This window comes from Tsuneonella suprasediminis, assembly GCF_003605755.1.
Lineage (GTDB): Bacteria > Pseudomonadota > Alphaproteobacteria > Sphingomonadales > Sphingomonadaceae > Tsuneonella > Tsuneonella suprasediminis.
On record NZ_RAHJ01000019.1, the window covers coordinates 403,317 to 427,371 of the forward strand.

The 24,055-nt window shown below is 61.4% G+C and carries 21 protein-coding genes; 7 read left to right on the top strand and 14 right to left on the bottom strand.

The features are described 5' to 3' along the window. Nucleotide 1: 1 nt before the first annotated feature. The 7 genes from D6858_RS11795 to D6858_RS11825 all read right to left on the bottom strand — a co-directional run bounded on the left by D6858_RS11795 (nucleotide 2) and on the right by D6858_RS11825 (nucleotide 8,164). A complete protein-coding gene (locus D6858_RS11795; protein WP_120110555.1) occupies nucleotides 2-1,192 on the bottom strand; it encodes a class I SAM-dependent RNA methyltransferase in 1,191 nt (396 codons plus the stop codon). Beyond that, nucleotides 1,189-2,589 (bottom strand): NAD(P)H-hydrate dehydratase, encoded by a 1,401-nt coding sequence (locus D6858_RS11800; RefSeq protein ID WP_120110557.1) that lies wholly within the window; start codon nucleotides 2,587-2,589, stop codon nucleotides 1,189-1,191. The genes D6858_RS11795 and D6858_RS11800 overlap by 4 nt, the downstream gene beginning before the upstream one ends. Further along, nucleotides 2,576-2,938 carry a hypothetical protein gene (locus D6858_RS11805; protein WP_120110560.1) on the bottom strand — a complete coding sequence of 121 codons (363 nt, stop codon included), beginning with the start codon at nucleotides 2,936-2,938 and terminating at the stop codon, nucleotides 2,576-2,578. The genes D6858_RS11800 and D6858_RS11805 overlap by 14 nt, the downstream gene beginning before the upstream one ends. After that, nucleotides 2,935-4,791 carry a dihydroxy-acid dehydratase gene (gene ilvD, locus D6858_RS11810; RefSeq protein ID WP_120110564.1) on the bottom strand — a complete coding sequence of 619 codons (1,857 nt, stop codon included), beginning with the start codon at nucleotides 4,789-4,791 and terminating at the stop codon, nucleotides 2,935-2,937. Before ilvD ends, D6858_RS11805 begins: the two co-directional genes overlap by 4 nt. A gap of 140 nt (nucleotides 4,792-4,931) precedes the next feature. Continuing rightward, entirely contained in the window at nucleotides 4,932-5,675 is a 744-nt protein-coding gene (locus tag D6858_RS11815; protein WP_120110567.1) for an N-formylglutamate amidohydrolase, read from the bottom strand. Continuing rightward, entirely contained in the window at nucleotides 5,672-6,481 is an 810-nt protein-coding gene (locus D6858_RS11820) for a 4-(cytidine 5'-diphospho)-2-C-methyl-D-erythritol kinase (protein ID WP_120110569.1), read from the bottom strand. Before D6858_RS11820 ends, D6858_RS11815 begins: the two co-directional genes overlap by 4 nt. 33 nt (nucleotides 6,482-6,514) lie before the next feature. Beyond that, entirely contained in the window at nucleotides 6,515-8,164 is a 1,650-nt protein-coding gene (locus tag D6858_RS11825; protein WP_120110777.1) for an electron transfer flavoprotein-ubiquinone oxidoreductase, read from the bottom strand. A gap of 93 nt (nucleotides 8,165-8,257) precedes the next feature. Between D6858_RS11825 and D6858_RS11830 the strand changes: the two genes are divergently transcribed. From D6858_RS11830 to D6858_RS11845, 4 genes are all read left to right on the top strand, one after another. Further along, on the top strand, nucleotides 8,258-9,019 hold the full coding sequence (locus D6858_RS11830; protein WP_120110572.1) for a uracil-DNA glycosylase family protein: 762 nt from the start codon (nucleotides 8,258-8,260) through the stop codon (nucleotides 9,017-9,019). A 6-nt stretch (nucleotides 9,020-9,025) separates the two neighbouring features. Next, a complete protein-coding gene (locus tag D6858_RS11835) occupies nucleotides 9,026-10,831 on the top strand; it encodes a lytic transglycosylase domain-containing protein (RefSeq protein ID WP_120110575.1) in 1,806 nt (601 codons plus the stop codon). 1 nt (nucleotide 10,832) lies between these two features. Next, nucleotides 10,833-11,360: a molybdenum cofactor biosynthesis protein B gene (gene moaB / locus D6858_RS11840; protein WP_120110577.1), complete on the top strand. Its 528-nt coding sequence runs from the start codon at nucleotides 10,833-10,835 to the stop codon at nucleotides 11,358-11,360. A 64-nt stretch (nucleotides 11,361-11,424) separates the two neighbouring features. Continuing rightward, nucleotides 11,425-12,522 (top strand): PA0069 family radical SAM protein, encoded by a 1,098-nt coding sequence (locus tag D6858_RS11845; RefSeq protein ID WP_120110780.1) that lies wholly within the window; start codon nucleotides 11,425-11,427, stop codon nucleotides 12,520-12,522. Between the two features lie 87 nt (nucleotides 12,523-12,609). Here D6858_RS11845 and D6858_RS11850 read toward each other — a convergent pair whose 3' ends face one another. The 4 genes from D6858_RS11850 to D6858_RS11865 all read right to left on the bottom strand — a co-directional run bounded on the left by D6858_RS11850 (nucleotide 12,610) and on the right by D6858_RS11865 (nucleotide 16,444). After that, entirely contained in the window at nucleotides 12,610-14,415 is a 1,806-nt protein-coding gene (locus tag D6858_RS11850; RefSeq protein WP_120110579.1) for an acyl-CoA dehydrogenase C-terminal domain-containing protein, read from the bottom strand. A gap of 49 nt (nucleotides 14,416-14,464) precedes the next feature. Continuing rightward, a complete protein-coding gene (locus tag D6858_RS11855; protein WP_120110581.1) occupies nucleotides 14,465-14,908 on the bottom strand; it encodes a MerR family transcriptional regulator in 444 nt (147 codons plus the stop codon). Between the two features lie 32 nt (nucleotides 14,909-14,940). Then, nucleotides 14,941-15,318 (bottom strand): phosphoribosyl-AMP cyclohydrolase, encoded by a 378-nt coding sequence (gene hisI / locus D6858_RS11860; protein ID WP_120110584.1) that lies wholly within the window; start codon nucleotides 15,316-15,318, stop codon nucleotides 14,941-14,943. A gap of 382 nt (nucleotides 15,319-15,700) precedes the next feature. After that, entirely contained in the window at nucleotides 15,701-16,444 is a 744-nt protein-coding gene (locus D6858_RS11865; protein WP_120110587.1) for a ComF family protein, read from the bottom strand. Between the two features lie 54 nt (nucleotides 16,445-16,498). Here D6858_RS11865 and D6858_RS11870 point away from each other — a divergent pair, with 54 nt between their 5' ends. Continuing rightward, nucleotides 16,499-17,254 (top strand): methyltransferase domain-containing protein, encoded by a 756-nt coding sequence (locus D6858_RS11870; protein WP_120110782.1) that lies wholly within the window; start codon nucleotides 16,499-16,501, stop codon nucleotides 17,252-17,254. Here D6858_RS11870 and ppdK read toward each other — a convergent pair. The 3 genes from ppdK to D6858_RS11885 are packed head-to-tail and all read right to left on the bottom strand — an operon-like array spanning nucleotide 17,251 to nucleotide 23,249. Then, on the bottom strand, nucleotides 17,251-19,923 hold the full coding sequence (ppdK, locus tag D6858_RS11875) for a pyruvate, phosphate dikinase (protein ID WP_120110589.1): 2,673 nt from the start codon (nucleotides 19,921-19,923) through the stop codon (nucleotides 17,251-17,253). The two genes, D6858_RS11870 and ppdK, sit on opposite strands and share 4 nt — an antisense overlap. A gap of 60 nt (nucleotides 19,924-19,983) precedes the next feature. Continuing rightward, a complete protein-coding gene (gene glyS, locus D6858_RS11880) occupies nucleotides 19,984-22,341 on the bottom strand; it encodes a glycine--tRNA ligase subunit beta (protein WP_120110592.1) in 2,358 nt (785 codons plus the stop codon). Then, entirely contained in the window at nucleotides 22,338-23,249 is a 912-nt protein-coding gene (locus D6858_RS11885) for a glycine--tRNA ligase subunit alpha (protein ID WP_120110595.1), read from the bottom strand. The genes glyS and D6858_RS11885 overlap by 4 nt, the downstream gene beginning before the upstream one ends. Nucleotides 23,250-23,426: 177 nt before the next feature. On the opposite strand from D6858_RS11885, the gene D6858_RS11890 reads away from it, so the two are divergent. Beyond that, entirely contained in the window at nucleotides 23,427-23,624 is a 198-nt protein-coding gene (locus D6858_RS11890) for a helix-turn-helix transcriptional regulator (RefSeq protein WP_102153937.1), read from the top strand. Next, nucleotides 23,608-24,036: a hypothetical protein gene (locus D6858_RS11895; RefSeq protein WP_120110597.1), complete on the top strand. Its 429-nt coding sequence runs from the start codon at nucleotides 23,608-23,610 to the stop codon at nucleotides 24,034-24,036. Before D6858_RS11890 ends, D6858_RS11895 begins: the two co-directional genes overlap by 17 nt. Nucleotides 24,037-24,055 lie beyond the last annotated feature (19 nt).

Sequence of the window (24,055 nt, forward strand, 5' to 3'; positions counted from 1 at the left end):
ATCAGCGGACAAACAGGCTCGCCAGCTCCACATGGGTGGACCAGCGAAATTGACCCACGGGCCTTAGTTCCGCCAGATGAAATCCCGCGTCGGCCAACATGCGGGCATCTTTTGCCCAACTCGCCGGATTACAACTGATATAAACCACGCGATCACAGGGGCTTGCAGCTATCTGAGCGACTTGGTCCCGCGCCCCCGCACGCGGGGGATCAAGGATTATCCCGTCGAAACGAGCCAGTTCATCCGATCTGACTGGATTTCGGAATAAGTCGCGATGAAACGCCTCTACCGGCAATTGCGCCTTTCCAGCAGCTACCCGGCAAGCGAGATGGGCATCGCGCGCGGCTTCGTAGGCCGCCACTGGCTTGCCAACCTCAAACGAGAATGTGCCAAGGCCGGAAAACAGGTCTGCTATGAGATTCCTCTCACTCAACCAATCGCTTACGGCGCCCGATAGTGCCTGTTCACCATCCTGGGTCGCTTGCAGAAATGCGCCGGACGGGAAAGCTACCGGGACGGAACCGAGGGTTACTGTGACCGGTTCCGGCTCCCACACAGCTTCGGAACCATAGCCCATATCGACAGATAGCCGGGCAAGCCCATACTCTCGCGCAAAATCGAGTGCAGCTTCAGTAGCTTCCAGCCCATCCATCGAAAAATTCTTGAGAGCACAGTCAACCCCTTGGTCTGTCGCGCTAAGTTCGATCTCAACTGCGTAGCGCTTGCCCTGCGTCGCGATCAAACTTCGCAACGGATTGAGAAGGGAGAACAATTCTGGCCGCAACACATCGCACCGCCCGATCCCGACAACTTTGTGCGATCCGGATTCCCTAAATCCGATCAAAGGCTTACCGCCTCCGTTCACCGCCATAAGACTGGCCCGACGGCGGCTATGCGGGGGAGAAAGATGAACAGGCGCAATAACTTCCGCCGACAATCCCTGTCCTTCCGCAGCGTTCACAACCCGATCGCGCACGAAATCGGCCAATGAAGCCGCATCAAGGTGCTGCAACTGGCAACCGCCGCACTTGCCAAAGTGGGGGCAAGGCGGCTCGACGTGATGCGGGCCGGGCTGGATGGAGCCATCGGGCAACACCGTATCGCCGGGCGCAGCACGGGAAATATGCCGTCCGCTCAAGGTGATACCATCGCCTTTGGCGGCGACACGGATGATCTCTTCAGGTTCGTTCACAACAAGCGCGCGTAGGCTTTAGGTACCGCGGCGGCAAGATCGTCTGCAATCAGGGCTGGCCCTGCAACACGGGCCGCTTCGGCGTGCAACCAGACCGCCTCGCTCGCTGCTTCAAGAGAGTTTTTCCCGGTAGATAAACGGCTTGCGACGATTCCCGCGAGTACATCTCCTGTTCCGGCGCTGGCCAGCCAGGTGGGCGCAGGCGGGAAAAACATCGTGGGGGCATCCGGCGTTGCGAGCACCGTGTCAGGCCCCTTCGCGAGCACCGTCATCCCTGTTCGCGCAGCCAGCTCCTCCGCCTTCTTGCGTTTGGTTTTTTCTTCAATTCCAAATGCTTTGCAGAGACTATTCAACTCCCCCTCATGCGGGGTTATCAGCAATCGGGTGGTGTCGACACCTTCCAGAAGGTCGTCGTCCAGCAGATGCAGAGCGTCGGCATCGATCACTGTGGCGACGTTTGTTCCCAGAACAATCGCCAACTTATTCCGCGCCGCCTCGCTGCGGCCCAGTCCCGGCCCGATCAGCAGCGAAGAAAGGCGTTTGTCGCCAAGCGCTTGTGCCAGATCACCGCTTTCCACAACCAGAGCAGAGGGGACATTCGGGGGTGCCTCGGCAGCGAACAGTTTCACATATCCGGCCCCTGAGTACACTGCCGCTTTACTCGCTAATTGCGCGGCGCCCGCCATTTCCCCGCCAACTATCCCCATGAAACCACGGGAGTATTTGTGCGCTCCCCGCTCCGGGACAGAGAGCCGTGGGGCCGATTTGACGAATAAGGCACCAAACTCATCGGGCAGCGCGCCGATAGTTACAAGTTTCACCGTTCCCACCACCGAAAGAGCGGGCATCAGGAAGTGAGCGGGTTTCCACGCGCCCAACGCCAGCGTCAGATCGCAGCGAACCACATCGCCCAGCAAGACCCCGTCATCGGTCGCGACCCCACTCGGCAGATCGACCGCCACGATCCGCTGATGCTGTGCCGCCAGCTCTGCAATCAGGCTCGCGTGTTCGGGCAGCAGCGGGCGCGACAGGCCAGAGCCGAACAAGCAGTCGACCAGCACCCGCCCGCCAGCGCCGTCCGCATCTGTTATAACATCGCCGGTCCATCGCGCGCGCGCATTGCGGGCGGCATCGGTGGTCGGTTCCATTGGGGCGATCACCCGGACGGACAGGCCGCGCGCATGCAATGTCTGGGCAATCACATAACCGTCGCCGCCGTTATTGCCGGGGCCGCAAAGCACAGTGACCGAACCACCGGCCGCCATGCGCCAGACCCATTCCGCCGCCCCTTCCCCCGCACGGCGCATCAGTTCGTCGACCGAGACACCTTGCGCGATCAGCGCCTGTTCCGCCTGGCGCATCTGCGCGGCGGTCAGAACCGGCTCATTTCCCGGCATCGAGATCCGCCGGGAAGCGATAGCGATCTTCGCCAACCGTCACTTGCAGCACTTTGGGTTCACCGACGAGTTCATTGACCGCATCGTCGGCCCCCGAAATCGCAATCATCCCGCTGCGGTTGGGGGCGATCCGCAATCGCTGAAACCCGCCATCGGGATGGCGGACGATGAATTCAGGCCCCTGTTCGCCAGAGACTTTCTCCACCAGACAATCCGGGCCGAAATCGCTGCCCTCGCCAATGGCGCAATCGATCCGTTTCGCGCCCGGATCGGCCTGCGGCTGCACCGCGCCGCGATCACACGCGGCGAGCATGACGATCAGCCCGAGCGAGGCGCAGGCGCGGATCATTTGCGGTACAGCTGATCCACGTCACGCACCGCACCGCGCGCGGCACTGGTCGCCATCGCGGCATAAGCGCGCAAGGCGGTGGATATCTTGCGCGGGCGTTCTTTCACCGGTTGCCACGCGGCATCGCCCTTCGCCTCCATCGCCGCACGGCGCTCAGCCAGTTCGGCATCGGACACGGCGATTGCGATAGTGCGCGAGGGGATATCGATTTCGATTATATCGCCTTCCTGCACCAGCGCAATCGTGCCGCCTTCCGCCGCTTCGGGCGAAACGTGACCGATCGACAGGCCAGAGGTGCCACCGGAAAAACGCCCGTCGGTTATCAACGCGCAGGCTTTGCCCAGCCCCTTCGATTTCAGGTAGCTCGTGGGATAGAGCATTTCCTGCATCCCTGGCCCGCCCCGCGGCCCTTCGTAACGGATCACCACGACATCGCCTTCGACCACCTGGTCGGTGAGGATCGCTGTGACGGCGGCATCCTGGCTCTCGTACACTTTCGCCGGGCCGGAGAACTTGAGAATGGAATCGTCCACCCCGGCGGTTTTCACGATGCAGCCATCTTCAGCCAGATTGCCGAACAGCACTGCCAGCCCGCCATCCTGGCTGAATGCGTGTTCGGCACTGCGGATCACGCCGCTTTGCCGGTCGAGGTCGAGGTCGTCCCACCGGCGGTTCTGGCTGAACGCGGTCTGCGTCGGCACACCGCCCGGTGCGGCGCGGAAGAATTCCTGCACCGCGGGATTGTTGGTGCGGGCCACGTCCCACCCATCGAGCGCGTCGGCCATCGTCGGGCTATGCACCGTGGGCAGCGCGGTGTTGATCAGGCCAGCGCGATCAAGCTCCCCCAGAATGCCCATGATCCCGCCTGCACGGTGGACATCTTCCATATGCACATCGGACTTGGCCGGAGCGACCTTGCACAGGCACGGCACCTTGCGGCTGAGCCGGTCGATATCGGCCATCGTGAAATCGACCCCTGCCTCGTGCGCGGCGGCCAGCAGGTGAAGCACTGTGTTGGTCGACCCGCCCATCGCGATATCGAGGCTCATCGCGTTCTCGAACGCGGAGAAGCTGGCGACAGAGCGCGGCAGAACGCTTGCATCGCCATCTTCGTAATACCGGCGGCACATTGCGACCGCTAGGCGCCCTGCCCGTTCGAACAAGCCCTGCCGGTCGGCATGGGTCGCCAGTGCAGAACCGTTGCCCGGCAGCGAAAGGCCGAGGGCTTCGGTCAGGCAGTTCATCGAATTGGCGGTGAACATGCCGGAGCACGACCCGCATGTCGGGCAGGCAGACTCTTCAATGCTGGCCACTTCTGCGTCGGAATAAGATTCATCAGCGGCGGCAACCATCGCATCGACCAGATCGAGTGCGACTTCCTTGCCGTTCAGCACCACTTTGCCCGCTTCCATCGGCCCGCCGCTGACGAACACCGCGGGAATATTCAGCCGCAGCGCTGCCATCAGCATACCCGGCGTGATTTTGTCGCAGTTGGAAATGCACACCATCGCATCGGCGCAGTGGGCGTTGACCATATATTCGACGCTGTCGGCAATCAGATCGCGACTGGGCAGCGAATAGAGCATTCCATCGTGGCCCATCGCGATGCCATCATCGACGGCGATGGTATTGAATTCCTTGGCAACGCCGCCCGCGGATTCAATCTGTCGTGCGACCAGCTGGCCCAGATCCTTCAAATGGACGTGGCCCGGCACGAACTGCGTGAAGCTGTTGACCACGGCGATAATCGGTTTCCCGAAATCGCCATCCTTCATCCCCGTCGCGCGCCACAATCCGCGCGCGCCCGCCATATTGCGGCCGTGTGTCGATGTGCGTGAACGATAATCGGGCATGGTCTTCACTCAAATATGATTACGGATATCCCCGCCGTGCGCGGAGAGACTTCGCAGGTCTAACGCTAAAATCTTTAGGCGGCTACAGGTCTGGACGAAGATCGGCGCGCGATGAGTGTGGAGCGCTGCGCCTGACCGGCCTACCCCGCCGCATCCACCATCACAGCGACCCGGCCCGCGATATCGGCGATCATCGCCGCCCAGCGGGCTTGCCCTGCTTCGGTGCGGATCTGATCGTTGCGAACCTCTATCGCCAGATAGGGGATGCCCGCGCTTTCTGCGTGGCGATTCATCGTCGCGTTGAGCTGTTTGCCTGAATAGGGTTCATTGTCTCCAACGGTCAGTCCCTGTTCCGCGAACAGACGGATCGCATGGCGGGCAGCGCGGTCGTCAGTATTGTAGAGCAGACCGACTTCCCACGGGCGTTGCTCCCCCGGCTTGCTCGCCAGCGCGGGCGTGAACGAGTGGAGCGATATGATCAGTCGCGGTGCGGTCGTGGTGATGAAATCGGCCAGCGCGGCGTGATAGGGCCGGTGGAACCGTTCGATCCGCAAGGCCAGATCGGCCCCGATATTGCCGGGGATCAGATGCCCATCACTGGTCGTCGGCACGACACCGGGATGATCCTCCTCCCGATGCAGGTCGATCACCAGACGGCTGATGCAGGCCAGATGCGCGGGGATATGATGACGTAGTGCGAGACGTTCGGCGGTTCCTTCCACCCCGATATCGACCGCGATATGATCGCTCAGCAATTCGGGTGCGATCCCCAGCGGCAGATCACCCGGCACATAGTTTGAGGCATGGTCCGCCACGCATACCACCCCGCCTTTGCGCGGTTCATCGCCAAGGCCGAGCTGACGGAAAGGCTGCCATTCGTTCACGGACGTAATTCTCCAATCATCTGCCACCAGTCGGGTTGCGCACGGGCGAGGAAATCGGCCGCCGCATTTCGTTCGCCAGAGGTATGAAACAGAGCGAAACATGTCGCCCCGGAACCGGACATACGGGCGAGGAATGCGTCTGTTCCGCTCAACGCCGTCAACACATCGGCAATCGGCGGACACAGCGCGATAGCCGGGGCTTCCAGATCGTTGCGCCCCTCCGCCGCGATCCGCGATGCCGGACCTTGCGGCAATGGCCCGCGATCCGATCGGTCCCACGCGCGAAACACCGGGCCGGTAGCGAGCGGAACGCGCGGGTTGATCAGCAGTACGGGGGTGGCCGCCAGATCGTTTTCAACCGGGGCCAGTTCGGTGCCTGTCCCAATGCCAAGGCAAGCGCGGCTTTCGACACAGGCGGGAACATCCGCGCCCAGCTTCGCCGCTCGTTCGCGCCAGTCGTCGGGCAGGCCGTGCAGGGATTCGATCAGGCGGAACACCGCCCCGGCATCCGCCGAACCGCCCCCCAGCCCGGCCGCCACCGGCAGGTTCTTTTCCAGCGTAATCGCTACGCCCCCCGGATGCGTCAACGTGTTGAGAGCCTGCATCGCGATATTGGCGAACGGATCGGACAATGCCTGTGCGAATTCACCAACGGTTGTCAGTTCATCCCGCTCCGACGCGCGCGCGCTCAACACGTCGCCCGCATCGACAAATGCAAACAGCGTTTCGAGTTCGTGATACCCATCCTCGCGCTGCTGGCGAACATGCAGCGCGAGGTTGATCTTGGCGTAGGCGGTTTCTTTCATGCGACCCGCCCCGCGATGGGGAGGCGCATTATCTTACATATTGGGATAGTTCGGCCCTCCGCCCCCTTCGGGCGTCGTCCATGTGATGTTCTGGTTCGGGTCTTTGATATCGCAGGTTTTGCAGTGGACGCAGTTCTGCGAATTGATCTGGAACTTCGGCTCACCCGTCGTTTCATCTTCCAGCCATTCGTACACTCCGGCCGGGCAATAGCGGTTCGACGGCCCGCCATAGACGCCCAGTTCGCTCGTCACCTGCAATTCGGGGTCTTTCACGATCAGGTGGCACGGCTGATCTTCGGCATGATTGGTATAGCTGAAGCTGACCGAAGTAAGCCGGTCGAAGGTGATTTCGCCGTCCGGCTTGGGATAATCGATCTTGGGGAACAGATCGGCGCGGCCTGTGAGCTCATAGTCCGGCTCATGCTTCATCGCGATCGGCAGGCCAATTTTGAGCTGCCGCATCCACATGTCGATCCCGGCGATAACCGTGCCCAGCTCACCACCGAACTTGGCCACGGCGGGCTGTGCGTTCTGCACTTTCTTCAGCTCTGTCGCGATCCAGCTATCGCGGACAGCAGCATCGTAATCCATCAGTTCGCTGCGTTCTTCACCGCGACCGATCGCAGCCGCGATCGATTCGGCAGCGAGCATCCCGCTCTTCATCGCGGTGTGGCTGCCTTTGATGCGCGGCACGTTGACGAAGCCCGCCGCACACCCGATCAGCGCGCCGCCGGGGAAGGCCAGCTTGGGCACGGACTGCCACCCGCCTTCGTTGATGACCCGCGCGCCATAAGCAACACGCTTGCCCCCTTCGAGGTATTCGCGGATCGAGGGGTGCTGCTTCCAGCGCTGGAATTCCTGATACGGGCTGACCCAGGGGTTCTTGTAATCAAGCGCGGTCACAAAACCGAGCGCAACCTGACCGTTCGCCTGATGGTACAGAAAACCCCCACCCCAGCTATCGCTTTCGGTCAGCGGCCAGCCCTGCGTATGCAGTACGCGCCCCGGAACGTGTTTATCGGGATCGATATCCCACAATTCCTTGATGCCAAGGCCATAGACCTGCGGCTGACAGTCTGTCTCCAGATCGTATTTCGCTTTCATCCGTTTGGTCAGATTGCCGCGCGCGCCCTCTGCAAACAGGGTATATTTCGCGTGGATTTCCATGCCCGGCTGGAAATCGCCCTTGTGCGAACCGTCGGCTGCCACGCCCATGTCCTGTGTAATCACACCGCCCACGGCCCCGTCTTCGCCAACGATCACTTCGGCGGCGGGGAAGCCGGGGAATACCATCACACCCAGCGCTTCGGCCTGTTCGGCAAGCCAGCGGCAAAGATTGCCGAGCGAACCGGTATAGGTGCCGTGGTTCGACATGAACGGGGGCATCAGGATATGCGGAATGGAATGGTGCCCGTTCTTCGTCAGTACCCAGTGCCAGTTATCGGTGACGGGAGTTTCCGCCAGCGGGCATCCCTGATCGCGCCATTCGGGCAGCAGTTCATCCAGTGCCTTGGGATCGACCACTGCGCCAGACAGGATATGCGCCCCGATTTCCGAACCTTTTTCGAGTACGATAACCTCAAGGCTGTCGTTAAGCTGCTTGAGACGGATCGCGGCGGACAGGCCAGCGGGCCCACCCCCGACGATTACAACGTCACACGGCATCGATTCACGTTCGACCATCAGCTTCACCCGTCCCTGTTCAATTCCAGCAAAATGTGTCGATGTGCTTGATTGCAGCCGCGTGGCAGGTCAAGACCCTCTCAAGAATATCGCATGGATACCAAACCGCCTCTTCCGCTCGCTACGCAGGTTGCCGCCGCATTCGATTGGTGGCGGGAAGCTGGCGTCGATGCCGATTTTGCCGACAATGCCGCGGGCTGGCTGGCCGATCCGGTTGCGGCAACGACCGGCAACTCTCGCGAGGAACCACCACGCCGAATAGTCGAAACCGCCCCGCCCCCACCGCCGCCCGTGCAGCCGGTTGGCGGCGATTCAGCCAACTGGCCCGATACTTTGCCAGAGTTCCGCCAATGGTGGCTGGCAGATCCGTCGCTGGACGAAGGGGGAATTGCTCCGCGTGTTGCATCTCGCGGGGATGTGGGCGCGGAGCTGATGGTGCTGATCGCTCAGCCGGAGGAAAGTGATACCGAACGCCTCCTGTCCGGCCCGACGGGAGCGCTGCTTGACGGGTTCTTCAATGCGGCAGGGATCGATCGCGATAAAGCCGCCGTCGTCGCTGCATTGCCGCGCCATACGCCGGTGCCCGACTGGCGCGGTCTGGCCGATCGGGAACTGGGGAAATTACTTAGCTATCACGTCAGTTTGTATGCGCCAAAACGCATGTTGATTCTGGGACGCAACATTTTGCCGCTTTGCGGGCACGATCTGGCGCAAGGTGCTGCCACGTTACAAATTTTTAACCATGATCGTGGAGAGATACCGGCTATGGCCGAAGTGGGGCCCGAACGATTGCTGGCAAATGCCGCATCCCGCGCCCGCCTTTGGCAAAGATGGTTGGACTGGACGGACAGGTAAATCGGTATGATGCGGGGGAAATTCGGAAAATCGTGGTCAATCGCTGCGGCTGGCACGGTGGCAACGCTATCCTGCCTGATCGCCGCCGCCCCTGCTCACGCCAATGCCAGCGCCGCGGAATATTTCCGGGCGCGTGCCAATTCCACCAATGTTCCCGAACTGCTGAACCAATCGGAAAAAGACTGGTACAAGCGACTGTTCTCCGCGATCGACAAGCACGACTGGTCCAGTGTCGATGCGATGTTCACAGAACGGCCCGACGGCCCGTTGCACCACATCGCGCAGGCCGAATATTATCTCGACGCAAGCAGCCCGAAGGTGGAGCTGCCTGCGATTCAGGCATGGCTGGCCAACGGCACCAATCTGCCACAGGCGGATCAGATCGTGCGGCTTGGACTGAAACGCGGTCTGGAGGTTCCGCCGGCGCTGCCCAGTGCACAGCAACTCGTCAGCCAGCCTTATTCGCCAAAGCGCACTCTGCCGCGCAGCGTGAACGATGGCACAATGCCCAATGAGATTAGCAGCGCGATCCTCCAGAAGATTTCCTCAGACGATCCGGATGGTGCGCGTCTCCTGCTCGACGGGGTCGATGCCGGGCTATCTCCGGAATCACGCGCTGAATGGCGCCAGCGGGTTGCCTGGTCGTATTACATTGAAAACCGCGATGCCGAAGCTCTGGCTATGGCGCGGACCGTCAGTCAGGGCGGCGCAGGCGATTGGGTCGGTGAAGGCGACTGGGCGGCGGGGCTGGCTGCATGGCGGCTGGGTTCTTGCGCGCAAGCCGCTGACTCTTTCCAGAATGCGACCCGCTCCGCCCGCAATCCCGAACTTGTCGCGGCGGCCTATTACTGGGCGAGCCGTTCGCTGGTTCGTTGCCGTATGCCGGAAAAGGCCGCCGAACTGCTACGCGGTGCGGCAGCGCGGGATGAAACACTCTATGGCATGCTTGCGCGCGAACAGCTGGGCGAACATCTGCCCCGCGCCAACCGCGGGCCGGATTTCGATATGTCCGACTGGAAGCGTCTGCGCGAAGTACCCAATGTGCGAACCGCCGTCGCACTGGCGGAAATCGGCCGCGATTCACTCGCGGACGAAGTGCTCCGCCACGAAGCGAAGATTGGCGATCCGGGCGAATATGGCGCACTGTCGCGCCTTGCCCGCGAACTGGGCCTCCCTTCCACACAGCTTTGGATGGCGCATAATGCCCCCCGCGGGGCAAAGGCCGAACCCGCGCTGCGTTATCCCGCGCCGCGCTGGCAACCGGTCACGGGATGGCAGGTCGATCCGGCGCTGGCCTATGCCCATGCGCTACAGGAATCGAACTTTCGCACCAATGCGGTCAGTCCCGCACAGGCGCGTGGCCTGATGCAGATTACGCCGATCACAGTGAAGCAACACGCCCCCCGGCTGAGCATGAGTGCGAGCTACGTGAACCTCAACGATCCGGGCACCAACCTCGCCTTTGGGCAGGAAAACCTCGAAATGTTGCGTGATTCTTCAGCGACCGGGGGGCTGCTGCCGAAAATCATGGCGGCGTATAATGCAGGGCTTTCACCTATCACGCGCTGGAACAGCGAAGTGAACGATCAGGGTGATCCGCTGCTTTACATGGAAAGCATCCCTTATTGGGAAACGCGCGGTTATGTCGCCATCGTCATGCGAAATTACTGGATGTACGAACGGCAGGCGGGCGGCGCATCCGATAGCCGCAAGGCACTGGCGCAAGGCATGTGGCCTACGTTCCCCGAACTGTCCGGCAGCCGCGCCGTGCGCCTGACCCGCAACGATGTACCGATGGCCTCGCAACCCTGATATGGCGGTTGACCCCGCACGGCCATTCACTCCGGTCAATATTGCCCTGCTCACCGTTTCCGACACCCGCACTCTGGCGGATGATACCAGCGGCGACATTCTGGCGCAGCGGATTGCCGATGCCGGGCACAATCTGATCGCCCGCAAGATCGAACGTGACGATGCCGACCGCATCGCCGCACAGCTTAACGACTGGATCGGCCAGCCCGAAATCGACGTGATCGTAACTTCAGGGGGAACCGGGCTGACCGGCCGCGATGTCACCCCCGAAGCACTCGACCGGGTGAAAGAGAAAAACATTCCCGGTTTCGGGGAATTGTTCCGCTGGATCAGCTATCGCTCCATCGGCACCAGCACCGTGCAAAGCCGGGCCTGCGCCATCGTCGCGCGCGGGACATATGTCTTCGCCCTGCCCGGATCGAACGGTGCGGTAAAAGACGGCTGGGATGGCATTCTGGCGGAGCAACTCGACAGCCGGAACCGACCTTGTAATTTCGTGCAGCTTCTCCCTCGTCTGCAGGAACGTTAGCATTATGATCACCGAGACGATTTCTCGCTAGATCGCGACATTTGTTCTGTGTATGTTCCAGCAAATGGATCATACCCGCCCTCCCAAAACACACGGTCGCGGCGCGCAATCGGCGCGGGTTCCCGACCGGTTCGGGCTGGCGCAGCGAGAACTGGACGGCGACTGGCGCGATTATATGGAATCGCTCGCGAATCTGGAGGGGGCTCCATCCGCCAAATTGCGAACAACGGTGACGGACGAATTCCCGAAAACGATCGTCAGCTTTAATTCCTCACCCGATATTCCGTTCGACCGTTCGATCAACGCCTATCGCGGATGCGAACATGGCTGCATCTATTGCTTTGCCCGGCCTACACACGCCTATCACGATCTGTCGCCTGGGCTTGATTTCGAAACGCAGCTGTTTGCCAAGCCGGATGCTCCGCGCCTGTTGCGGGAGACGCTGGCGCGCCGCCGTTATCGCCCGGCCCCCATCGCAATGGGCACCAATACCGACCCTTATCAGCCGATAGAGCGGCGCTATCGCATCACGCGCCAGTTATTGGAGATATGTCTGGAAACCCGCCATCCGGTCACGATCACCACCAAATCCGACCGTGTGTTGGACGATATCGATCTGCTTGCTGCATTGGCCGAACGCAATCTGGTGGCTGTGGCGATTTCGGTGACATCTCTCGATCCGATGCTCTCGGGCAAGCTCGAACCGCGCGCCGCGGCCCCGGCCAAACGCATTGCTGCATTGGGGAAACTCACAGCAGCGGGCATCCCGTCCCATTGTTCGGTTGCACCGGTGATCCCCGCAATTACCGATGAATTCATGGAAGAGATCATTCAAGCCGCCGCTGTGCAAGGAGTTCGCTCAGCCGGGTGGATCGCTTTGCGCCTGCCCCACGAAGTCGCGCCACTGTTCCGCGAATGGCTGGCGGTTCACTTCCCGGATCGGGCGGGCAAAGTGATGTCGATCGTCCGATCGATCCGCAACGGCCGGGATAACGATCCCGATTTCTTTACTCGGATGAAGCCATCGGGCGTGTGGGCGGACCTGTTCCGCGCCCGCTTCAAACTCGCGTGCAAGCGCGCGGGTATCGGCAAGTCGCGCTTCATTCTGGACCAGAGCCAGTTCCACCCGCCATCGCTCGACGGACAATTGCCGCTGTTTTAGCGCGAAGCGAAACGACACCCGCAGCAGCAGCGCAATCGGGCAAGAGCCCGGCGCGACCATCCCGCGCCGGGCCTGATTACAACCGGATCAGGCAGCGGTTTCGAACGCCGCTTCGTCCAGCGCCATCATCGATTCCGCACCGGTTTCGATCTTGCGGCGCAAGGCACCTGCATCGGGCACATACCGATCCATGAAATAGCGCGCAGTGGCGAGCTTGGCTTCATAGAAGGCCTTGTCGTCGGCACCATCGGCCAGCTTGGCCGAAGCGACCTTCGCCATACGCAGCCACATCAGGCCAAGCGTCACGATACCCATGATGTGCATGTAGTGGTGCGCGCCCGCCCCCAGATTGTTGGGGTTGGCCAGCGCGTTCTGCATGAACCACATCGTCGCAGCTTTTTGTTCGCAGAGCGCCCGTTCCAGCTTTTCCGCCAGAGGAGCCAGAGATTCATCGCCCTTGGCGGCGGCGATTTCTTCGTCGCACACGGCAAAGAATTTTTGCACAGCAGCGCCACCCTTTGCAGGTAACTTACGACCGCACAGGTCCATCGCCTGCACACCGTTGGTGCCTTCATATATCTGGGCAATGCGGGCATCGCGCACGAACTGCTCCATGCCCCATTCCTTGATATAGCCGTGGCCACCAAACACCTGCTGCATGTTGACCGCAGTGTCGAACCCCTTGTCAGTGCCGTAACCTTTCAGAACCGGGGTGATGAGACCCAGCAGCAGATCGGCCTCTGCCCGCTCTTCCTCGGTCGGCGCCTTGTGCGTCAGATCGACCAGCAGCGCGGCCCACAGATAGAACGCACGCATACCTTCGGTGAAGGCCTTGGCGTCCATCAGCATCCGCCGCACATCGGGGTGAACGAAGATCGGATCGGCCTTCGCTTCGGGATCGGCAGGCCCGGTCAACGCGCGGCCCTGACGGCGATCTTTCGCGTAAGCCACGGCGTTCTGATAGGCGACTTCCGACTGTGCCAGCCCCTGAATGCCGACACCGAGGCGGGCAGCGTTCATCATAATGAACATGGCGGCCAGCCCCTTGTTCTCTTCACCGACCATCCAGCCTTTCGCGCCGTCGTAGTTCATGACGCAGGTTGCGTTGCCGTGAATGCCCATCTTGTGTTCGATCGAACCGCACTGCACCGCGTTGCGTTCGCCCAGCGAGCCGTCATCGTTCACCAGCACTTTGGGGACCAGAAACAGGCTGATACCCTTGCTCGAATCCGGTGCGCCCGGCGTTTTAGCCAGCACCAGATGAATGATGTTTTCCGTCAGATCGTGTTCGCCTGCGGAAATGAAGATCTTGGTCCCGGTGATCGCGTAACTGCCATCGGCCTGCGGCTCCGCCTTGGTGCGGATCAGGCCAAGATCGGTGCCGCACTGCGGCTCCGTCAGGTTCATTGTGCCAAGCCACTTATTGGCGATCATATTCGGCAGATATTTCGTCTTCAGCTCTTCGCTGCCGGTGGCGTAAATCGCATTGACCGCGCCATTGGTCAGGCCCGGATACATACCGAACGAATGGTTGGCGGTGGAGATGAATTCTTCCACGGCAAAGCCGAGCACATGCGGCATCGCCTGGCCGCCGAATTCTTCCGGCGAGGAAATCGTGCCCCATCCAGACTCACGGTACTGATCGAACGCCGCCTTGAAACCACTGGGCGTAGTGACAGAGCCATCGGCATTGCGGGTGCACCCTTCCGCATCGCCCTGCTGGTTGATCGGTTGCAGAACTTCCGCAGCGAACTTGCCGCATTCGTTGATAACGGTATCGATGATGTCAGGCGTCGCGCTCTCAAAACCGAGCAGATTGCTGTAACTGGCAAGATCGAGCACTTCGTTCACGATGAAGCGGGCATCACGCGTAGGGGCAGTGTAAGTAGGCATGGGCGGTCCTTAGATAACTGGTCTTAAATACTGGCTTCGCACAAGGGCATCACCCCTCGTCGATCACCTGTTCGACCTGAGTGATGAAATCGGTAAGCTCCGCGATGGCGGAATCGATATCTGCGCGCTGACGCCTGAGCTTGGCGATATGTGCGCGACATCTTTCAATGGTCACGCGGCGCTGTTCGGCCCGCCCATCTCCGAGGTCGTAGAGATCGATCATCTCGCGGATTTCGGACAGGCTGAAGCCAACATTTTTGGCCCGCATAATCCACGCGAGCCGCGCCCGGTCCCGTTTCGAATAGATCCGGGCAAGCCCGACCCGACGCGGCGCAATCAGACCTTCATCTTCGTAAAAGCGCAACGCACGCGCGGTGCAGTCGAATTCTTCCGTAAGGTCGGAAATCGAATACTGATCGCGCCCGCGTTCATCGGGCCGTTCGATATGAGCGCCGCCGTGGCGCCGTTCTGGTTCGGAAGCGGGCTGGTTCATACTTACCTTGATCGCATTACCTTACGTTTGCGTCAAGTCTTGACGTTTTGGAGAGAACCGTCACGAAGCGTTCGGTAAAAGCAACTGACGGCACCGGTGTGGCATGTCGGGCCCGCCGCCGCGCATTCGAGGACCAGCGCATCCTGATCGCAATCCACCAAAATACGTTTCACTGTCAGCACATGGCCCGATGTTTCGCCCTTCTTCCAAAGCCGCCCACGAGAACGTGAGTGAAAGTGCGCCTCTCCAGTGGCAATCGTGGCATCCAAGGCTTCGCGATCCATAAAGGCGAGCATCAGTACAGCCTTGCTTTCCGCATCGACCACAACCGCGCTGAGCAGCCCTGCAGCATCGAATTTGGGCTGGAAAGCGGAGCCTTGTTCCCGGTCTAATTCAGGTGTCGCGTTCATTTATTGCTCTTCTTATTAGGTAAAGGGATCGTTGTTGCACGATAACCACATGCAGGTGCCAAAATCCATGCAGAGTGCACATCGCACTTTGTTGAATGGATCAAAAGTGGGAATAGCTTAGCAGCGGTTCGAAAGGGGGCCGCCAACCGGAACGCCGGTGCCAGCAAGAGCGCCAGGTTCAGGGAAAGATCGGGAAGCGCAACGCGCCAAACGCGACGCACCGATCGACGATGAGGGATCGGACCCAGGTGACCGACAAGGGGGTGGTTGCCGTTGCCGCAAGGCGGGTCCCGAGAATTTCGTCACGGCACGCCCGGGGTTTAAACGCCCCGGGCGTTTCCGCTTCAGGCCCGGGCATTTTCCAGGCGATCGCCCTTCTCTTCTACTCATCGAGAACACGGGCGAAACACGCAATCACTACTTTGCTGGCACCTGCGCGTTTAAGCACACGCACACAGGCATCGCTTGTCGCCCGGCTGGTCAGCACATCGTCGATCAGGATCACTTGCGCGCCTGCGATCTTTCCTGCTCGGCGCGGGTTTAGCGCAATCGCGCCCGACAGCGCGCGTGCCCGCGCCTTTTGCCCCAACCCGCCCAGGCTCGGCGTGCGTCTGGTTCGCAGCAAGGCATCGACCACGACCGAGCTATCGGTCGAACGCGCAATCTCCCGCGCAAGCAGCGCGGCCTGATTGAAGCCGCGCGACCACAGACGCCACCGATGCAGCGGAACGGGGACCACGATCCATTGCCCGTCGAGCCGCGGCAGACGCGCACAGATCAGGCGAGCCATCAGCGGCGCCAGCGCGGTTTTGCGGCCATGCTTGTAAGACAGCACCAGTTTGCGCGAGATGTCGCCATACAGGGTGCCCGCGGCGATTCCGTCATGCATGGGCGGGTTTGCCATACATACCGCGCAAATCGCACCCTGCCCCACGTCCTCGCTTTTCAACGGTCGCTGGCAACTGGCGCAGGCCGGTTCGCCCGGTATCCGCAGATCGGCCCAGCAATCGGCGCATAGCCCGGTCTGCGACCGAATGCCGGATCCGCACACCGGGCAGCGCGGCGGATAGATCAGGTCCACCAGCGGGGCAAAGACCTCTGCGACACAGGAACGGACTTTGCCCATGCTTATCGCGCAATGCCCTTGTGTCGCCGCCGCTGTACGCGCAAAGGCGATGCCATGACTGAAGGCCCGCCGACGATATTCAGCCCGGCCCGCCGGGAAGCCCGCATAGTCCGCGCGCGATCCCTGCAACAGGCACCCAAGGCAGCAGACTGGCTGGCGCAATCGCTGATCGAGGACATGCTCGACCGGATCGATTTCATGCGGCTGGAGCCCAGGCGCGCACTCGCTGTCGGCATCGGGGCAGAACGCCTTGGCGCATCGCTGGAGGTGCAGGGCGCGCGTGTGGTGGTCACTGATCCGCTGGCACTCAACCATGAACAGCCGTGGCCGACTGGCGACTTCGATCTGATTGCCAGCCTTGGGACGCTGGCAACCGTAAACGACTTGCCCGGCGCGCTGATCCACCTTCGCAATGCGCTGCGCCCTGGCGGTATCGCGATGGCGAGCATGATCGGCGCGGGCAGTTTCCCCCGCCTGCGCACCGCGATGTTTGCCGCAGATGGAGAGCGACCTGCCGCCCGACTGCACCCCACTGTCGATGCACAGGCCGGTGCGGCGCTGTTACAGCGGGCGGGCTTTTCGCAGCAGGTGTCCGACAGCTGGACCCTGCACCTGCGGTACGGATCGCTCGATGCGCTGGTGGCTGATTTGCGGGCGCAGGGGTTGAACAGCGCGCTCACCGACACCGCCCCGCCGCTGACGCGCGACGGGCTGGGCCGTGCGCACGCCGTGTTTCTGGATGGCGCGGACAAGGACGGCAAAGTCATCGAAACTGTCGAGGTTCTCACCCTGACAGGCTGGCGAAACTAGCTTTTTTCACGCAAGGCGGCCTGCGCCGCCGCAAGTCGTGCAATCGGCACACGATAAGGCGAGGCGCTGACGTAATCGAGCCCGACCTCTTCGCAGAACGCAATACTGGCGGGATCGCCGCCATGTTCGCCGCAAATGCCCAGCTTGATGTCAGGCCGGGTTGCCCGGCCGCGCTCCGCCGCCAGTTGGACCAACTGGCCCACACCATCGACATCCAGACTGACGAACGGATCGCGCGCGAAGATGCCCTTATCGACATAAGTGCTGAGGAACCGCCCTGCGTCATCCCTCGAAACACCCAGAGTTGTCTGCGTCAGGTCATTGGTTCCAAACGAGAAGAACGTCGCCTGCTCGGCAATTTCCCCGGCCATCAGTGCAGCGCGCGGCAGTTCGATCATCGTCCCGACGAGATATTCGAGCGTCCGCCCCTTTTCCGCGAACACTTCGCCCGCTGTCTTGTCGACCAGCGCCTTCATCAGTTCCACTTCACGACGCGTGCTGACGAGCGGGATCATCACTTCGGGCACCGGCGCCTCTCCGCTGGCATCGGCCACTTCGCAAGCCGCTTCGAAGATCGCCCGCGCCTGCATCTCGTAGATTTCGGGATAAGTGATCCCCAGACGGCATCCACGATGGCCCAGCATCGGGTTGAATTCGTGCAATTCATCTGCACGACGCCGCAAGTGATCGACGCCATAACCGGTCACTTCCGCCAGTTCTTCGAACTCCGCATCGCCGGTCGGCAGGAATTCGTGCAACGGCGGATCGAGCAGGCGGATGGTTACCGGCAGTCCAGCCATCACTTCGAAAATCGCCCGGAAATCCGCGCGCTGTTCGGGCAGCAGCTTGGCCAACGCCTTGCGCCGGCCCGCTTCGTCTTCGGCCAGGATCATCTGGCGTACCGCGCTGATGCGGTTGGCATCGAAGAACATGTGTTCGGTGCGGCACAGGCCAATGCCTTCCGCGCCGAACTGCACCGCCATCTTACAATCGGCCGGGGTTTCGGCGTTGGTCCGCACTTTCATCCGGCGGTGACGGTCGGCCCAATCCATGATCGTGCCGAAATCGCCCGCCAGTTCGGGTTCGATCGTCGCGACTTCGCCAGCCATCACCTGACCATTGCCGCCATCCAGCGTCAGCGTATCGCCTTCCGCCAGTTCGCGGTTGCCGATCCGCAAGGTGCGCGCCTTCATATCGATCGACACCGCCGACGCACCGGAGACGCAGCAGCGCCCCATGCCACGTGCCACCACCGCCGCGTGCGACGTCATGCCGCCACGCGCGGTCAGGATGCCCTGCGCCGCGTGCATACCGTGAATATCCTCTGGCGAGGTTTCCACGCGCACGAGAATCACCTTCTCTCCCCGCCCCGCCCATTGTTCGGCGGTATCGGCATCGAGCACGATCTTGCCGCTGGCCGCACCGGGCGACGCAGGCAAGCCGGTGGTCAGTACATCGCGCGCCGCGTTGGGATCGAGCGTCGGGTGCAGCAACTGATCGAGCGCCATCGGATCGACCCGCAGCACAGCGGTTTCTTCGTCGATCAGACCTTCGCTCGCCATTTCGACCGCCATCCGCAGCGCCGCCTTGGCAGTACGCTTGCCGCTGCGGGTCTGCAGCATCCACAGCTTGCCGCGCTCCACAGTGAATTCGATATCCTGCATATCGCAGTAGTGGTTTTCGAGCAGGTCGAACACTTTGGCCAGTTGCCCGTAAGCATCGGGCATCGCCTCTTCCATGCTGAGCGGTTTGGCCCCGGCCGCTTCACGCGCCGCCCTGGTCAGATATTGCGGAGTGCGGATGCCCGCCACCACGTCTTCACCCTGCGCATTGACCAGCCATTCGCCGTAGTACGCACGCTCGCCGGTCGCGGGATCGCGGGTGAAGGCAACGCCGGTGGCGCTGGTATCGCCCATATTGCCGAACACCATCGCCTGCACGTTTACGGCGGTGCCCCAGTCACCCGGAATGTCGTTCAGGCGGCGATAAACCTTCGCCCGGTCGCTGTCCCAGCTATCGAATACAGCGCGGATCGCGCCCCAGAGCTGTTCGTTCACATCCTGCGGGAACGGGGTGCCCTGTTCCTGCGCCACGATACCCTTGTATTCGTCGACCAGCGCCTGCCAGTCATCCGCTTCCATCTCGGTGTCAGCGAAGTAGCCTTTGTCTTCCTTCGCGATTTCCAGCGCTTCTTCAAACAGGCCGTGATCCAGGCCGAGCACGACATCCGAATACATCTGGATGAACCGGCGATAGCTGTCCCATGCGAAGCGCGCGTCTTCGCTGGTTGCCGCCAGCCCCTGAACGGTTTTATCGTTGAGACCGAGGTTGAGCACGGTATCCATCATGCCCGGCATCGACACCCGCGCACCGGATCGGACCGATACCAGAAGCGGATCGGCTGCATCGCCAAACCGCTTGCCAACGGCGCCTTCGATATGGGTCAGCGCCGTGGCCACATCGGCGCGCAAGGCATCGGAGAAGTCGCCGCCATCGCGCAGATAGCGCACGCATTCTTCAGTGGTTATCGTGAAGCCGGGAGGCACCGGCAGGCCGATGCTGGCCATTTCGGCAAGGTTCGCGCCCTTGCCGCCGGTAATGGTCTTGTCCTTCTGACGTGGGTCCGAATGCGGCGCATTGCCACCGAAGGTATAGACCGAATTGTTCATGTTCATCCCTGCTTATCTGAAGACATGGACCGCATGTTACACAGTCCAATAGGAAGAAAGTTACCCCTCGATACGCGAGAAGTCAGCGACGTTGTGCACCGCAGCACGGAACCGTGCAAGCAGACCGAGGCGTGTCGTGCGTTTGATTTCTTCATCGGCATTAACGGTGACTTCTTCGAAAAAACGGTCGATCGGCGCGCGCAGGCTAGCCAGTGCCGCCATCGCCGCGGCGAAGTCTTCCGCTTCGATAGCGGTGGCAGCCTGCGGCTCGGCAGCGTCGAGCGCGTCGATCAGCGCCTTTTCCGCCGCTTCGGGCGTGTAGGAAAGCCCCCCGTTTGCTCCGCGCTGCGCGTATATCGCGCGCATCTGCGGATCGTCGACGTTTTCCATCGGGTCTTCATCGCCGGTGCGGGCGATGCGTTCGGCGGTATCCTCCCACCCTTCCTTACGAAGGATGTTCGCCGCGCGTTTGTATCCGGCGAGGAGGTTGGTGCCGTCTTCGGTGTCCATGAAGTACTGGAGTGCATGAACGCGGGCAAGCAGGCGAACGAGATCGTCCTCCCCGCCCAGCGCGAACACCGCGTCGATCAGGTCGTGGCGGACGCCTGCCTCACGTTGCTGGACTTTGAGGCGGTCGGCGAAGAAGTCGAGGAGACTGTCCCGCGTGGCTGCAATGCGGTTCTTTAGATCTTGTACATCACCACCATTTTTCTGTGCCAGATTCTGATCAATCAAAATCTGATCCAGCATGACTTTTGAGCGATGAAGCTTAAAAGGTGATGGTGCATGCACCTTTCTAACTGCAAACGGGAGAGCCGTGCGCAAAAAGAGCGATCTAAGGTTTAATCTTAGCCCTTTTTTAGTAATGATGGATAATGTTCCAAACGCACTACGGCGAAGAGCATAAGGGTCCTTTGATCCAGACGGAGGCATGGCTTCAAAGAAGAAACCAGCTAAGCTATCCAGCTTATCCGCCAGGCTAACCGCCACCGTCACCGGCGCGGTCGGCACGTCATCGCCCTGCCCCACGGGCTTGTAGTGATCGCGGATTGCGTCGGCCACGGCATCGGGCAGGCCCTCGGCGCAGGCGTAGTATCCGCCCATCAGGCCCTGCAATTCGGGGAATTCGCCAACCATTTCGGTGACCAGATCGGCCTTGCACAGCCGCGCAGCCTGCTCGGCCAAATCAGCCAGCTCCTCGCGAGTCCCCGCGAAGGCGGGGGCCTCAGGCGATGGAGCGCCGGGTTGCCCACGGTCCCCGCCTTCGCGGGAACTCGGTGAAGGCGTCACGATCCCCTCTTCCACCAGCCACCGGGCCAGCTTCGCCACCCGTTCGACCTTGTCGGCTACGGTGCCCAGCTTTTCGTGGAAGGTGATCCGCTCGAGTTTCTTGGCGTGGTCCGCAAGACTGGTCTTCTGATCCAGCTCCCAGAAGAACCGCGCATCGCTGAGCCTTGCGGCGAGCACCTTGCGGTTGCCGTCGACAATCGCCGCGCCGCCGTCGCTGCTGGCGATATTGGCGGTGCAGACGAAGGCGTTGGCGAGTTTGCCCGCGCTGTCTTCGCACACGAAATACTTTTGATTGGTCCGCGCCGAGAGCTGGATCACTTCGGGCGGCACGTCGAGGAATTCCTCGTCAAACCGGCCGAGCAGCGGTTGCGGCCATTCGGTCAGTCCGGCGTTTTCAATCACCAGCCCTTCATCGGCCACCAGTGTCAGCCCGGCATCGGCGGCAACTTTCGCCGCCTGTTCGCGGATCAGGTTCTGGCGTTCCTCTTGATCGACGATCACATGGGCTTCGCGCAAAGTCGCGGCATAGTCGGCCACGCCAGCGATGGCGATATCCCCGTTCGAATGGAACCGGTGCCCACGGGTCAGGCGCCCGCTGGCCACACCACCCACTTCGCATTCGACGACGTCGCTGTCGAGCAATGCGACCACACCCGACAACGGACGCACCCAGCGCAGGCTTTCGGTGGACAGCGAGGCCTCGCCCCAGCGCATCGATTTCGGCCAGGGGAACGCGCGGACGATAGCGGGGATCGCCTCCGCCAACACGTCTGCCACCGCTCGGCCCGGCTTCTCGATCACAGCGAAATAGGTGTTGCGCCCCTTCACATCGCGCAGCTCCAGCTGATCGCGGGTGACGCCGTTCTTGCGGCAGAACCCGTCGATCGCCTGATCCGGCGCGCCTTCGGGTGGCCCCTTCGCCTCTTCGCTGACCGCTTCGGTCGCCAGCGGCAGATCGCATGCGATCAGCGCGAGGCGGCGCGGGGTGGACCATACGCTGACCGCGCCGGGCGAGACACCCGCCGCCGCCATCTCGGCGCGGAACAACCGCTCCAGATCGGCGCGCGCACCGGCCTGCATACGGGCGGGGATTTCTTCGCTGCGCAGTTCGAGGAGGAAATCACTCATAGCGACCACTCCGGGAATTTCTCTTGCCATCTCGGGGCCATATGCTCGGCATATTTCTCACAGCTTGAGCGGGCCAGATCGCGCACCCGTCCCATATAACTCGCCCGTTCCTGCACCGAGATCACTCCGCGCGCCTGCAACAGGTTGAACACGTGGCTCGCCTCGATCGCCTGTTCGTAAGCCGCGATAGGGACGTTATTTGCCAGACAGTTGCGGCATTCCGCCTCGGCCTTGTTGAACAGGTCGAACAGAGCATCGGTGTCAGCGACTTCGAAGTTCCACTTCGACATCTGTTTCTCGTTTTCGAGGAACACGTCGCCATAAGTCACTCCGCGCCCGTCGAAGTTCAGGTCGTACACATTGTCCACGCCCTGAATATACATCGCAAGCCGCTCCAGACCGTAGGTCAGCTCGCCCGCCACCGGCTTACAGTCAAATCCGCCCATCTGCTGGAAATAAGTGAACTGCGTCACTTCCATCCCGTCGCACCAGACTTCCCAGCCCAGCCCCCACGCGCCCAGCGTCGGGCTTTCCCAGTCATCCTCCACGAAACGAATATCGTGTTTGAGCGGATCGATCCCGATCACGCCCAGACTGTCGCGATAGAGCTGCTGAATATTATCCGGGTTCGGCTTCAGGATCACCTGATACTGATAGTAATGCTGCAACCGGTTGGGGTTTTCGCCATAGCGCCCGTCGGTCGGGCGGCGGCACGGCTGCACGAAGGCCGCATTCCACGGCTCCGGTCCCAGCGCGCGCAGCGTAGTGGCAGTGTGAAACGTGCCCGCCCCCATCCGCATATCGTAAGGCTGAAGGATCAGACAGCCATTCGCACTCCAGAAATCATGGAGTGCCAGGATCATATCCTGAAAGCTGTTCTTCGGGTCACGTTGAGCCACGGCAGTCATAGGCGCGGCCTTTGGCGTATGGCCTTGAGGCGGTCAATGTCCGAGGTGCGCGCAAGCGCGAAAAGTCAGGAAAACCGCACAAAATGTCAGGTAGTGTTGACATAGTCAGCATGATGCGACATTTAGTCAGGCATACCTGACATCGAGTCGGGTACCTGGATTGAAATTGGAGGTGCGATGAACAACCGCCTCAAAGTACTACGCGCCGAGCGGAACTGGAGCCAGGCTGAGCTGGCCGGGCAGCTCGACGTATCGCGGCAGGCGATCAATGCGATCGAGACTGGCAAGCACGATCCGTCGCTGCCACTCGCTTTCCGCATCGCCCGCCTGTTTGAAATGACCATCGAGGAGATATTCGATGACGGACACGAATAGCGCAGGCCTGTCCGGCGAAGAACGCCTGAAGAACCGCCGCCGGGCCTATTGGAAATATATCGGCTGGGCGATGGGGATCGCCTTTGTCGCGGGGACCGTCGGCGGCGTGCTGGCCATTCTCGCGGTCAAAGGGGTGGTGCCCGCCTGGGTTCTCTATCCCCTGACAGGCGCTGCGCTGATCGCCTTCGCATGGTTCAGCTACGACTATTTTCGGCGGATCGACGAACTCGATCTGCTCGACAATCTCTGGGCCACCACGGTCGGATTTTACGTCTATTTCGCGCTCGAAATATGCTGGCTGCTCTTCAACCGCGCCGGACTGACGCCGCCGCCCGATGACATCGCTGTGCTCGGAATATCGATGCTCGCTCTCGTGCTGACATACGGCTGGCGCAAATTGCGCTGGAATTGAACGCCACCCATCACCACAC

Bases quoted from the DNA above. Each gene is read 5' to 3' on its own strand.
- D6858_RS11800 (WP_120110557.1), bottom strand. From the start codon at position 2,589: ATGCCGGGAAATGAGCCGGTTCTGACCGCCGCGCAGATGCGCCAGGCG.
- D6858_RS11805 (WP_120110560.1), bottom strand. From the start codon at position 2,938: ATGATCCGCGCCTGCGCCTCGCTCGGGCTGATCGTCATGCTCGCCGCG.
- ilvD (WP_120110564.1), bottom strand. From the start codon at position 4,791: ATGCCCGATTATCGTTCACGCACATCGACACACGGCCGCAATATGGCG.
- D6858_RS11820 (WP_120110569.1), bottom strand. From the start codon at position 6,481: ATGAAAGAAACCGCCTACGCCAAGATCAACCTCGCGCTGCATGTTCGC.
- D6858_RS11825 (WP_120110777.1), bottom strand. From the start codon at position 8,164: ATGGTCGAACGTGAATCGATGCCGTGTGACGTTGTAATCGTCGGGGGT.
- D6858_RS11830 (WP_120110572.1), top strand. From the start codon at position 8,258: ATGGATACCAAACCGCCTCTTCCGCTCGCTACGCAGGTTGCCGCCGCA.
- D6858_RS11835 (WP_120110575.1), top strand. From the start codon at position 9,026: ATGATGCGGGGGAAATTCGGAAAATCGTGGTCAATCGCTGCGGCTGGC.
- moaB (WP_120110577.1), top strand. From the start codon at position 10,833: ATGGCGGTTGACCCCGCACGGCCATTCACTCCGGTCAATATTGCCCTG.
- D6858_RS11845 (WP_120110780.1), top strand. From the start codon at position 11,425: ATGGATCATACCCGCCCTCCCAAAACACACGGTCGCGGCGCGCAATCG.
- D6858_RS11850 (WP_120110579.1), bottom strand. From the start codon at position 14,415: ATGCCTACTTACACTGCCCCTACGCGTGATGCCCGCTTCATCGTGAAC.
- D6858_RS11855 (WP_120110581.1), bottom strand. From the start codon at position 14,908: ATGAACCAGCCCGCTTCCGAACCAGAACGGCGCCACGGCGGCGCTCAT.
- hisI (WP_120110584.1), bottom strand. From the start codon at position 15,318: ATGAACGCGACACCTGAATTAGACCGGGAACAAGGCTCCGCTTTCCAG.
- D6858_RS11865 (WP_120110587.1), bottom strand. From the start codon at position 16,444: ATGGGCAAAGTCCGTTCCTGTGTCGCAGAGGTCTTTGCCCCGCTGGTG.
- D6858_RS11870 (WP_120110782.1), top strand. From the start codon at position 16,499: ATGACTGAAGGCCCGCCGACGATATTCAGCCCGGCCCGCCGGGAAGCC.
- ppdK (WP_120110589.1), bottom strand. From the start codon at position 19,923: ATGAACAATTCGGTCTATACCTTCGGTGGCAATGCGCCGCATTCGGAC.
- glyS (WP_120110592.1), bottom strand. From the start codon at position 22,341: ATGAGTGATTTCCTCCTCGAACTGCGCAGCGAAGAAATCCCCGCCCGT.
- D6858_RS11885 (WP_120110595.1), bottom strand. From the start codon at position 23,249: ATGACTGCCGTGGCTCAACGTGACCCGAAGAACAGCTTTCAGGATATG.
- D6858_RS11890 (WP_102153937.1), top strand. From the start codon at position 23,427: ATGAACAACCGCCTCAAAGTACTACGCGCCGAGCGGAACTGGAGCCAG.
- D6858_RS11895 (WP_120110597.1), top strand. From the start codon at position 23,608: ATGACGGACACGAATAGCGCAGGCCTGTCCGGCGAAGAACGCCTGAAG.